The sequence below is a fragment of the [Scytonema hofmanni] UTEX 2349 genome (genome assembly GCF_000582685.1).
Classification (GTDB): Bacteria; Cyanobacteriota; Cyanobacteriia; order Cyanobacteriales; family Nostocaceae; genus Hassallia; species Hassallia hofmanni.
Map to the genome: position 1 here is coordinate 632,153 of NZ_KK073768.1, position 12,566 is coordinate 644,718.

The window sequence follows — 12,566 nt, forward strand, 5'->3', positions numbered from 1 at the left end:
ATGTCAACCCCCGATCAACCTTTTGCCAGTTATCACCTTTGGTCTTTAATTGCCCCAGCTTCCGGACAAGAACGCTGGCATTGCCAGATGAGACGGGGGTTTATCAAAGCGCGTCAACACGATCCACTAGTCAAAGCACTGTTAAAAACAGCCACGGCACCCCAGCGCATTGGGCTACTTGCCCAAAAAGGCGTTTATGAGTTTCATCACAATAGACACTTGTTGAACTCTTCAGACGGTGTAGAAAAAGTTGCACAGCTACTGAAATTAAATTACTCAAGTGAGGAAGTTCAGCAGCGTGTATTGCAAATTTTAAATAAATATCATGAAGAACCATTACTTTCGGGTAAACACATCATTCAATTAACTCGTGGTGATGAAGGTTTTCCTAAACCTATTTTGATTAAACAGGAAAATTATTCCTTCCGCTTATATGCGACGATGGACTGTGTTTTTTCAGATTCTTCTGACACTTTACATATTTTAGATTTCAAAACTGGTAAATCCGCTTTTGATAGAAGACAGGCATTAGTTTATTTGTTAGCTGCTCGTTATCTTTATCCTAAGTATCAGGCAGTCGCTTCATTTTATAATTTAGAGTTTAGTAAAAAATCTGAATTAATTAGCATTACAAAAAGCGAATTAACATCTTTAGAATTTGAATTAGCTAGCATTGCTCAAAAACATCAGCGCGATTTACAACGATATCAACAAATGAATAATGGTTTTAGTAAAATTTTTCCCGCAAATCCCGGATATCATTGTCGATTTTGTCCGTTTAACTCAATCTGTGATTTTTCGTCTTTAAAGCCGACTAAGGTGCATTTGCCACGTTGACAGGACTTACGCAAAAACTCTCTCAAACTCTTATTCCTCTGTGTTCTCTGCGTCCTCTGCGGTTCGTTTTTTGGTCATCTTGCGTAAGCCTAGTTGAATTGGGCACGCTCGATAAGGGGCATTGTTCTCAATTGCTTATCTTTATTTTTACTCACACTCAATCTTTCGCTACGCTCCCATCTTGGCAGAAGCCAAGACAAAAGGTGGACTCACTTACTTATCCAATCTTCCCCACCAGGTAATTGAGCTAGATAATCATCCATAATCGCTGGTAATTCTTTTGCTGAATAAGTATATGTTAAAGCTAGAAACCCAGTTGCTGTAGTTAAAATCTGGTTTCTATCTAGTATTGCTGACAGTTGAGAGCGAGTATATTTTCCGTTCAAAACTTCCATACTTGCATCAGCTATAGCATCTTCAATTACTTCCTCTTCTATAAACGTTGACCATTCATCTTGATTGATGTAGTAAGACTTTTTATTATCTTTGATATTTATTGATTTAATTTCACGTATGGCATTGCGAATAGAAGCAGCCCAAGAATTTGTTAATCGCTGCTCTAATTGATTCTTAATGAAATGAATTAACATAATCCTTAAAAACGATTTAATTTGACGCAGATTAGCTTGTTTACTCATGCCCTCTAATTCATCAACAATCATCAAAGCATCTGCGTATCTTCCTTCCAGAATACTATTTTTTAGGTCTACTAATTCTTGTGTCATCTGTCTTGCCTGCGAGACTTAACGGTGATAATATAAATTTAATTCAAGATAGCCAGTAAATATAGGGTGCGTTAACTTAGTAACGCACCTTACGGACTTAAGAGCGAATTTTTTTGTGAGAAATTGGTCAGATTCCCAACTTCTTTAAGAAGTCGGGAAGGAACGGAACCGCTGAAAAAAAATGGCAGCAAAAAGTAGTTATAGGTAGCTAAAAAGGCGGTAATTCTTCGAGAATTGTAAACTGAATATGGTTAATCGCCAAATCACCGATCGCCACATCTTCTTTTGTCAATCGTGTCCCTTTACTGCTCAAGCTTTCAAAGGTGACACCTTTGCCTATTTCGATATGATACCAGCATAAGCCCATAAAAAAGCGTGTGGGATAAGGACCGCGATCGCCTGTATCATCAGGATTTGATTCCATTGGCAACCAACCAATATTCGGGACGTAGAATTCTAACCAAACGTGATTAAAATCAGGTTGTAGCGGCACATTCTTATGTTCAGCAAAGGCAGGGCATTTATAACGCCCGACGGTGCGACAAGGGATATCATTTAAACGGCATAATGCAAGCAATACACCGACATATTCCCCACAAGAACCAATACCGCGTTCTAAAACTATATCTGGCGTGTCGATGTATGGTTTAATGCCATATGATAATTGGTCGTAAACGTAATTGCGGATACTGTACATTTTCCGCAGCAAATTGGTTTCTGAACCAACTGCTTCATAAGCCGAGCGGCGGACTATAGTACTATCCATTGATAAGTCGTCATCATCAACTAAGTAACGACTTTGATATTCTGGTAATACTTCCGGAATATCTTCTACATCTTTGGGTGTGATACGATACTTAATGCCCCGAACTTCTAAAAGTGCTTTCCAGCCAAATATATGTCGTTCACCTGGGGCAAGGGTATCAAGTTTGAATACTGCCACACGTTGTCCGTCGATTTCTTCTTCTATAAAAGGCAAACCAATCGGTTCAATGTGTTTGAGCTTTTGACGGTCAGTTTGTGACGGTAGGGCAATTCGCCATTCTATATCTTGTAAATACACCTCTTCTAAGGGAGAAATTTCTTCAGCATAAGACATTTCTATCAGATAACCGTTAGAGAGGGCGTAGCGCTTATCTGGATCGTAATGATAATGTAACGGGTGAATAAAAGTGCGATCGCGATAGGTCAATTCATAACTCGGATCAGCATTGGGATTATCCCGAATATACGGCTCCTCTGAGGCATAAGCGACGAAAAGCGTTTCTTCGCCTGTTTCGCCATTTTTATGTAAACCAATGCCTGTAGGACATGCAAACGGCGTTAACACGCTAAATTGAACTTCTCCGGTAGCTCTGTCGATACAGTAAACTGTTTGCTCTATGGTGTCGCTAACCCAAAGAGTTTCTTCACTAACTACCAAATTTTCGATCCCCACGCCAGGAGCATAAAATTTAGTAATCTCCTTTCGTGTCTCTCGGTCGAAAACCAGAATACTGCCTAACTTTTGGCAGCTGACATAAACGGTTGATTCCCAAACAGCAACACCATCAGCCGGATAAGGTAATGTAACAAAATGCTCTAAACCTAAAGAATTTAGGTTACACAAATAAACACTGTTATCCCGCGTTACCCATAGGGTATCTTCCCACACGGCAAGACCTGTCACATCCCTAAATTCCCTGACTTGGTGAGAATTCAGAATTTTGGTATTGTCGGAGATCGGATCAATTTGCAGTAGATGCCCTTTGGCGCTGTCAATCGCGATGAGTGTATCTTGGATAAAGGCTATGCCAGATAAGGCAGCAGCACTAAGCGGTCGAATTGTTCTTTGTGTAAACATTTAACAGGGGAGGGGGGAGAGAAAAAAAACTTTACTCTTTCTCAAGTAAAGTGCAAAATAAACTTTTGGACTTTTGTATAATGTGTGTGTGAAATCACACTGTTTTATCAGTAATAAGACATACGGCAGATTTGAGGTAAATAAAGTACATGTATAAATCCCAAAATCTTTTAGAGACCTAACACCGCTAGGTTTCTACGTGTATTCGATTAGAGCGATAGGCTGCTGTAATGCATTTTTACAATAAAAATCACTCTTCTCTCAGACATTACACTTATGGTGTGACAACCAAGAAACAGTGTGAATGTAACTTTAGTTGATGTTTGATCGCCATCACTAAGATTATGATCGAGTTTTGTAACCATTTCCTGTGACCAATACGATGTCTGCTAATTCTTTGCCCGAAGGTGCCCCTGTTTGGCATAGTTTAGAAGTTAATAAAGCGTTAGACCTGCTCGATAGTAACGCAGACTCTGGCTTAACGCCCGAAGAAGTAGAACAGCGGTTGCACAAATACGGCTCCAATGAACTAGAAGAAACTGGTGGTCGTAGTGCCTGGGAAATTCTACTCGATCAGTTCAAGAACATTATGTTGTTGATGCTGATTGCCGTAGCCTTGATTTCTGGAGGTTTAGATTTTCTGTCTTGGCAATCGGGACAGCTTAAGCCTGGTGAAGTACCATTTAAAGACACGATCGCTATCTTAGCAATTGTCATCCTCAATGGTATACTCGGCTATGTTCAAGAAAGTCGTGCCGAAAAAGCTCTTGCGGCTCTGAAAAAACTTTCTTCTCCACATGTGCGAGTCATCCGCTCTGGTAAACTACTAGATGTCGCCGGCAAGGATATTGTACCTGGTGATGTTATTTTCCTAGAAGCCGGGGTGCAGATAGCCGCAGATGGACGCTTAATCGAAGAGTCTAATTTGCAAATTCGAGAGTCGGCACTGACGGGCGAAGCAGAAGCTGTAAATAAACAAGCTGTATTAATTTTACCAGAAGATACATCATTAGGCGATCGCCTGAATTTAGTCTTTCAAGGTACAGAAGTTGTCCAAGGACGCGCTAAAGTTCTGGTAACGAATACCGGAATGACAACAGAACTGGGGAAAATCGCCACTTTGTTGCAGTCGGTAGAAAGCGAACCGACGCCTTTGCAGCAACGGATGACTCAATTAGGTAACGTGCTAGTTACTGGTTCTTTAATTTTAGTCGCGATCGTCATTGTTGGTGGTGTCATCGCCGCTAGAGGTTTTAGCAACCTCCAAGAACTTGTAGAAGTTTCTTTAAGTATGGCAGTGGCTGTAGTTCCCGAAGGTTTACCCGCTGTAATTACCGTCACTTTGGCACTGGGAACTCAGCGGATGGTGAAGCGAAATGCTTTGATTCGCAAATTGCCAGCAGTGGAAACTTTAGGTTCTGTCACCACCATCTGCTCTGATAAAACTGGCACCCTAACTCAAAATAAAATGGTGGTGCAATCAGTTTATACTAACAACTTGTCTTTTCGGGTCACGGGTGAAGGATACGCTCCTACAGGCGATTTTCAGTTAAATGGTCAAAAACTTTCCGTTGAACAATATCCCGAAATCCCCGCAATGCTTGTTGCCTGTGCCGTTTGTAATGATTCGGTACTGCAACAAGATAAAGGGCAATGGATAATTTTAGGCGACCCGACAGAAGGCGCATTAGTCACACTTGCGGGAAAAGCCGGTATTGAAAAAGACCAATGGAGTAGTAAATTACCGCGAGTAGCAGAATTTCCTTTTTCCTCAGAACGCAAGCGAATGAGTGTAATTACTCAAGTTGAGGAAGTCTCTACAGGAGTATCGCCGATGACAGCGGTCGATCCAGCGATCGCTCACATGTTAAACTCCGAACGTTACTTAATGTTCACCAAAGGCTCACCAGAGTTGATTTTGGCACGTTGCACCCAACTTTATTTGGGCGATAAGTCAGCAGAATTAACCGATGCAGAACGTAAACAAATTCTCGCCGAAAATGATAATATGGCGAGCAAAGGTTTGCGGGTGCTGGGTTTTGCCTACAAACCGTTGACAGAAGTACCACCATCAGGATCAGATGAAGCTTCCGAGCAACAGTTAGTCTGGCTGGGATTGGTGGGAATGCTGGATGCACCGCGCCCAGAAGTAAGGGCAGCTGTGCAAGAATGTCGGGATGCAGGAATTCGTCCAGTAATGATCACCGGGGATCACCAGCTAACGGCAAGAGCGATCGCTACAGATTTAGGAATTGCCAAAGAAGGCGATCGCGTCCTCACCGGTCAAGAATTGCAACGCATGAGCGACCAAGAACTAGAGCAAAATGTAGACTTGGTAAGCATTTACGCACGAGTAGCCCCAGAACACAAACTGCGAATTGTTCAAGCATTGCAGCGTCGGGGTCGATTTGTGGCTATGACAGGCGATGGTGTCAACGATGCCCCCGCCCTCAAACAAGCTGATATCGGTATCGCGATGGGCATCACAGGCACTGATGTGAGTAAAGAAGCCAGTGACATGGTGTTACTTGATGACAACTTTGCCACGATTGTTGCTGCCACCAAAGAGGGTAGAGTCGTATATACCAACATTCGCCGCTTTATTAAATACATCTTAGGTAGTAACATTGGCGAAGTTCTCACAATTGCCGCTTCACCATTACTCGGTTTGGGAGGAGTTCCCCTAACACCTTTACAAATCTTATGGATGAACTTGGTTACAGATGGTTTACCAGCTTTAGCGTTAGCTGTGGAACCTCCAGAACCAGATGTAATGCAGCGTCCACCTTTTAATCCCCGCGAAAGTATTTTTGCTAGGGGATTAGGTTCTTATATGATTCGCATTGGGATTATCTTTGCTATAATCTCAATTGCTTTGATGTGGTGGGCTTACCAGCATACCCATGCACCAGAGTATACAGGCGATCGCGATGCTTGGAAAACAATGGTGTTTACAACATTATGTATTGCTCAGATGGGTCATGCGATCGCGATTCGCTCTAACAATCAGCTGACGATAGAAATGAATCCGTTTTCTAATATCTTTGTATTGGGAGCGGTGGTTGTCACAACAATTTTGCAGTTGATGTTAGTATACGTCCCACCCCTGCGAGCTTTCTTTGGTACTCACTATCTCAATTTACAAGAATTAGGGGTTTGCATCGGCTTTAGTGCTTTGATGTTTGTCTGGATTGAAGCAGAGAAAATTTTCTTCAGATTAATGGGTAAGAAAGTCGTTTAAGGACAGTGGGGGAGACAAGGAGACAAGGAGACAAGGGGGACAAGGGGGACAAGGGAGACAAGGAGACAAGGATTATTCAAAATTTAATACTCTCCCCCTGCTCCCCCTGCTCCCCCTGCTCCCCCTGCTCCCCCTGCTCCCCCTGCTCCCCCTGCTCCCCCATCCCCCCTATGTACCTCAAAACCATTCACCTCCGACAATTTCGCAACTATAAAGAGCAGCAGGTTGATTTTTCTGCTGCGAAAACTATTTTGGTGGGCAATAATGCTCAGGGAAAGTCGAATTTGTTGGAAGGGGTGGAGTTGTTAGCGACATTGCGATCGCATAGAATGGCACGCGATCGCGATTTAATTCAAGATGGGGAAGTTGCATCTCAAATTAATGCCACTTTACAACGACAAACTGGGATTAGCGATCTAACTTTAACTTTACGTCGCAATGGTCGCCGCACGGTTGCTCTGAATAGCGAAAATCTGCGGCGTCAGATGGATTTTCTCGGTGTGTTGAATGCGGTACAATTTTCTAGTTTAGATTTAGAATTGGTGCGGGGTGGTCCGGAAAATCGGCGAAACTGGTTAGATACGCTTTTAATTCAACTTGAACCGATTTACGCTCACATTTTGCAACAATATAATCAGGTATTGCGACAGCGTAATGCTTTTTTGAAACAACATCAAGACTCAGCAAACATTCAAGACTCAGAACTTGCCTTGTGGGATGCACAATTAGCTACCACGGGGACACGAGTAATTAGAAGACGCGATCGCGCTTTACAACGATTAACACCCATTGCTCAAGCTTGGCACGCTAGCATTAGCGGTAGTACAGAAATTTTACAAATTAATTACGTTCCTAGTGTTCCTTTAGACCAAAATCATCCCGAACAAATACAGCAAGCTTTTTTAGAAAAAATTCAGCTGCGAGCGATCGCTGAACTTCGTCAGGGTACAACCCTTGTCGGTCCCCACCGTGACGAATTAGAATTAATTATCAATCAAACACCCGCTCGTCAATACGGTTCTCAAGGTCAACAAAGAACGCTGGTACTAGCTTTAAAACTAGCTGAATTACAACTAATTGAAGAAGTCGTTGGAGAACCACCACTATTATTACTTGATGATGTTCTTGCCGAGCTAGATCCATCCAGACAAAATCAATTACTTGATGCTATTCAAGACCGTTTTCAGACTTTAATTACTACAACTCACCTCGGTTCTTTTGATTCTCAATGGTTAAATTCTTCGCAAATTCTTTTCGTTAAAGCAGGAGAAATATCATCCACATCCGCTTTTTAGTCACTGAAAATAAAAAATATTCTTTCGTAGTAAGGGCTTCAGCCCTTATAATCAAAGTTATGAGCGGTAAACCGCTCACTACGAATACACAATACCCTAATCAGATATATTTTATGGAGTAACTTAGAAATTGCTGTAATCATATTGTATATTACAAGTAAAAAAATAATACTTATTGTTTATTTCAATTAAATTTACTGACGGTTCCCAACATGCCTAAAAGCAATTATTTTGTCGAAAAAAATGAAATTGCATCCTTAGGTGCATCATTGCGAAGAATTGAGCAAAAGATACTTAAACATAGTAAAAAAGGAGATGTTAGCAGGGTTTGGTTCCAAGGAGAAGAACCCTATTTTGATATTTTTTTTGAATTGAAAAACGATGAAATAGCTTGGTTTCAATTTACTTTACGCGGTAGATCGCTTTCTTGGGATAGCAAAACATCAGGCTGGGAAACAGGCAATACCAATGAATTAAAAATAGATGATGTGAGTTTTTATGCAGCTAGTAAAACAATTGAAAATGATACTAAAATCGACGGTGAGTTGATAAATTTAGTCAAGTCAATTCTGGAAACTAGAGCAGAAGAAACTATTTTTGCTAAAGCACTTGCGTTGTTTAATTAAGACTTAGTACAGCTTTGGGTAAAATCGTAGCGTTTTTTTAACGCAGAGGGACGCTGAGGAAAGCGCAGAGGTACGCAGAGTTTTTTTCTCTAGGATTCGCTACGAACTTGTGCAATGTTGTACTTGGGTGGTATAAAGTTATTTATTATCTTGATTTGTGTCTGTACGCTCATTTTCCTCAATTGGCGGAATTCCCAACTTATAAATATCTTCCTTTTGATGCTTGACTTTTAAGTAATAACCTTTTTCTAACCTTTTAAAAAGGTTGAGAACCAAAAAAGTCAGTACAACAGCAATTAATCCTAACTGCCAGAAACCACAGCCAGCGACAATTCCCAAAGCAGCGGAAACCCAAATAGCTGCTGCTGATGTCAATCCGTGAACTTCAGAATGCTGTGATTTTTGGGAAGATTCACGTAAAATTTCCCCTGCACCAAGAAATCCAACACCAGCTGTAATTCCTTGAATGATGCGACTAAGAGAATTATTATCTGGTTGAGTGGTATTTGTGAGCAGAGGTATGAGAGTAAATACCGCTGAACCAAAACATACCAACATATGAGTTCTTAAACCAGCGGGTTTGTGCTTGAGTTGCCGTTCTAAGCCGATAATTGCCCCAAAAAGCAAAGCGAGGCATAGCCGGAAAGTGATATTTAGCCAATCATTGGGCAAAAGGTAGTAAGTGCTTAACAATGCTTATATTTTTAGAGAAAAAATAATCTTATATTCTACTTTAATTATTAATATACTCCCATGTGCAACTATATAAATTAACTAAACCCCTTTTGCCACGGGTACAGGAGGGTTAACGAAGGTAATGAGTAGATGAAATCTGACAAACTACCAGGAGATAATGCCCGTAGTTACATGACAACTGACAATTAACAATTTGAGTGGATAAACTCTACTGGCTTGACCAAATTAAACTGCAAGACCGCGCCAAACTTGGTGACAAAGCGTTTCACTTGGGCAGAATTATGCAGCGTGGCTACCCGGTGAAGCCTGGTTTTATAGTGGGTGCGGAAATTTTGCGGCAATTTCTGGAAACTCTTAATAGTTCAGAGGCATTAGTTGCCGATTTGCCTTATTCTTCGTTACACCTAGATGTGAATAATTGGCGTCAATTACAACAGGTGGCTGGTCATTTACATCAGGAAATTATCGCGGCGACTGTACCATCAAAGTGGGTGAATAAAATTCTTGAAGCAGCTAAGGAATGGAAAACTGCGTGTTTAATTTTTCGACCTACTTTGGCGATACCGACTGCAACGCATGGAGTCGGGAATATATCTGGGTTGCTGGAGTCGCAAATTTGCCGTTGTGAATATGAAGCGATCGCTTTGGCATTAAAATACACTTGGAGCCAATTATTTCGTGCCAAAAGTTTACTATATTGGCAACGTCTAGGAATTGACCTGCGACAAATTAATTTAGCAGTTTTAGTGCAAGGAATTGAAAATGCACTCGCTAGCGGTTTACTCAATTCCAACTCTTCTGGATGGGATATTGAAGCAACCTGGGGATTGGGAATGTCACTGCAACACGGCGAAGTTCAACCCGATGTTTACTACATTCAACGGGAAACCGGCGTTGTCAGAGAACGACAACTGGGCAATAAAATGCTTGCTTATCGTCTTAATGCACCTACAGATTCTTTGGCGCTAGATAATACTTGTTTGGTGGCACATTTGCTTGAGTTATCTCAACAAAAACAGTACGCTTTACAAGAAGAATATTTGCAACAATTAATTCAACTGGCGAATCTACTTGAAAATGATCTCGGTACAAATTATACCGTTGAGTGGACTATCTCTGAGGAATTTCCGGCTCCAAAGCTTTATCTGATAAAAGTTACCGCTCCCCAATTTGCGGTTTCCAACACACACTTTCTCAAGGGAATAGGAGCAGGGACGGGTCGGGTGACAGCGACAGCTTATGTAGTAAATTCACTTTTATCATCAGAACAACTACCTAAAGGAGTTATTTTAGTTGCACGAGCGATCGCTCCCGATTGGCTACCGTTATTGCAGCAAGTTGTCGGTATCATCACAGAAAAAGGAGGATTGACCAGCCATGCGGCAATTCTTGCTAGAGAGTTGGGTATCCCAGCTGTAGTGAGTGCAAAAGATGCCACCACTTTAATTCAAACAGGCGATCGCCTACTTTTGGATGGTGACAGGGGAGAAGTTTATCGTGTAAGAAAAGATGATACGGAAAGTCAGGAAGTTCCCCTCATTACCCAAGTTACAGGATACCACAAAGGGCAACAGTCTCAACTGGGCAACTTGAAAACGGAACCTTTAGTCTCTGATTCACCTATTTTTTTGTCAGCGCACCTACCCATGATTGCTACACAGTTGCTGGTTAATTTAAGTCAGCCCAGCCTGATAGAACAGGTGCAAAATTTGCCTCTAGATGGGGTAGGATTGTTACGCTCAGAATTGATGGTATTAACAATACTTGAAGGACAACATCCGAGTAGTTGGCTTTCTAGCGGACGTAAGGCACAATTATTAGAGCTATGGTCTGAGCAAATGATGCAGTTTGTTCGTGCGTTTGCACCACGACCAGTTTTTTATCGCTCTTTAGATTGGCGATCGCACGAATTGACATCATTTAGTTCTAATGTACCATCTTCGCAACAGTCGATGTTAGGTGAGCGTGGCACTTTTGCTTATTTGCAAAATTCCGCAGTTTTTGAGTTGGAACTTGAAGCAATAGCGGCAATACAGCAAGCAGACTACAACAATATCCATTTAATATTGCCTTTTGTTCGCACTGTGGAAGAGTTTTCTTTTTGTCGTCAAAAAGTTGAGTCAGCAGGGTTAACTCAAAAGCCACAATTTCAACTTTGGATTATGGCAGAAGTGCCAAGTGTGCTATTTTTATTACCAGAATATGTCAAAGCAGGTGTACAAGGAATTTCTATTGGTACAAATGACCTAACTCAACTACTATTAGGAGTAGATCGAGAACAAGGAGAGTTAGCGTCTTCATTTGATGAACGACATCCAGCAGTGATGAGAGCTGTAGCTCAACTAATTTCAATGGCAAAATCTGCCGGGATTCCTTGCTCAATTTGCGGACAAGCACCAGCGCTGTATCCAGAAATTATTGATAAGTTGGTCGAATGGGGGATTACGTCTATATCTGTGGAACCAGAAGCGGTAGAACGAACATATAAAGCGATCGCTCGTGCCGAACAAAAGATAATTTTAGAAGCAGCACGGCAAAAACTTTATTAATTAGGAAAATTGCCGCTCTAGATGTGTTCTGCTGCATCTTTATTTTGAGATGATCGTGACTTCATGTCTACCTTATTCTGCGGTTGCTTAAGAAAACTCAAAATCACTTTTTTCATCAGCCAGTGTAAGGCTGTTAGTACAACAAAAGTGATGGCGATAATAACCAAAGGCTGTTTACCAAGAATTTCTTCTACGCCTTTGGTGATTATGGCATCAGGTTGCGTAATAAAATCCCAACTATTGAAACGCAAAAATCGTCCCCAATAAATACCAACGGCATTCAAAGCATGGGTAATTAACTCAACACCCAAAATCCACTGGCTTTTGCCAATGCGGTGTAAGTAGTAACCCCAATTAATTAAAGATATTACATAAGCCCCAAATCCAGATAAAATCACCACCAAATACACTGGAATTATGATTAAAGTAATCATCCATATCGATGGAACTCTACGGATATCATCTATTAGGTGAATGACATCAGTTAATAAATAAGGTGCATTCGGTAAAAAAGCGAAGAACACCAGGAAGCCAAACCACCAAACCCAAGAACGTCCGCGACGAGTGCGAAACAACCAAACACTCAAAGCCAAAGGTATAAAAGCCAGAAATAAGTTCCAAGTCATCCAGCCCACATTTCTTTGCAAGACTTGCATGACTATGGGTAGTAATTCAGAAAGACGTTCTTTCATATGCATTTCCCAAAAAAGGTCTGATTGACACTATTTTAAGGGGTGCAATTAGCTGGTGTGTT

The 12,566-nt window shown here is 41.3% G+C and carries 8 protein-coding genes and 1 pseudogene; 5 read left to right on the forward strand and 4 right to left on the reverse strand.

Annotation, left to right across the window (positions count from 1 at the left end):
• A complete protein-coding gene (locus TOL9009_RS0107830; protein WP_029632313.1) occupies nt 1-837 on the forward strand; it encodes a PD-(D/E)XK nuclease family protein in 837 nt (278 codons plus the stop codon).
• Between the two features lie 209 nt (nt 838-1,046).
• On the opposite strand, the gene TOL9009_RS0107835 is transcribed toward TOL9009_RS0107830, so the two are convergent.
• Both TOL9009_RS0107835 and TOL9009_RS0107840 read right to left on the reverse strand, forming a co-directional pair.
• The gene (locus tag TOL9009_RS0107835; RefSeq protein ID WP_029632314.1) at nt 1,047-1,562 is read right to left on the reverse strand and encodes a DUF29 family protein; all 516 of its coding nucleotides are present in this window, start codon (nt 1,560-1,562) and stop codon (nt 1,047-1,049) included.
• 208 nt (nt 1,563-1,770) lie between these two features.
• Nucleotides 1,771-3,405, reverse strand: coding sequence for a transglutaminase domain-containing protein (locus TOL9009_RS0107840; protein ID WP_029632315.1), 1,635 nt, complete (start codon nt 3,403-3,405; stop codon nt 1,771-1,773).
• Between the two features lie 382 nt (nt 3,406-3,787).
• Between TOL9009_RS0107840 and TOL9009_RS0107845 the strand changes: the two genes are divergently transcribed.
• From TOL9009_RS0107845 to TOL9009_RS0107860, 3 genes are all read left to right on the forward strand, one after another.
• On the forward strand, nt 3,788-6,646 hold the full coding sequence (locus TOL9009_RS0107845) for a cation-translocating P-type ATPase (protein WP_029632316.1): 2,859 nt from the start codon (nt 3,788-3,790) through the stop codon (nt 6,644-6,646).
• 170 nt (nt 6,647-6,816) lie between these two features.
• The gene (gene recF / locus TOL9009_RS0107855) at nt 6,817-7,941 is read left to right on the forward strand and encodes a DNA replication/repair protein RecF (protein ID WP_029632317.1); all 1,125 of its coding nucleotides are present in this window, start codon (nt 6,817-6,819) and stop codon (nt 7,939-7,941) included.
• A gap of 212 nt (nt 7,942-8,153) precedes the next feature.
• Complete coding sequence (locus tag TOL9009_RS0107860) at nt 8,154-8,567, forward strand: hypothetical protein (protein WP_029632318.1); 414 nt, start codon at nt 8,154-8,156, stop codon at nt 8,565-8,567.
• A 243-nt stretch (nt 8,568-8,810) separates the two neighbouring features.
• Here the strand turns inward: TOL9009_RS0107860 and TOL9009_RS38520 are convergent.
• Nucleotides 8,811-9,260: pseudogene (locus tag TOL9009_RS38520) on the reverse strand (MgtC/SapB family protein); the annotation flags it as partial.
• Nucleotides 9,261-9,460: 200 nt separating this feature from the next.
• Here TOL9009_RS38520 and TOL9009_RS0107870 point away from each other — a divergent pair.
• Nucleotides 9,461-11,812: a putative PEP-binding protein gene (locus TOL9009_RS0107870; RefSeq protein ID WP_029632319.1), complete on the forward strand. Its 2,352-nt coding sequence runs from the start codon at nt 9,461-9,463 to the stop codon at nt 11,810-11,812.
• 17 nt (nt 11,813-11,829) lie between these two features.
• Here TOL9009_RS0107870 and TOL9009_RS0107875 read toward each other — a convergent pair whose 3' ends face one another.
• Nucleotides 11,830-12,504, reverse strand: coding sequence for a DUF1361 domain-containing protein (locus TOL9009_RS0107875; RefSeq protein ID WP_029632320.1), 675 nt, complete (start codon nt 12,502-12,504; stop codon nt 11,830-11,832).
• Between the last annotated feature and the right edge of the window lie 62 nt (nt 12,505-12,566).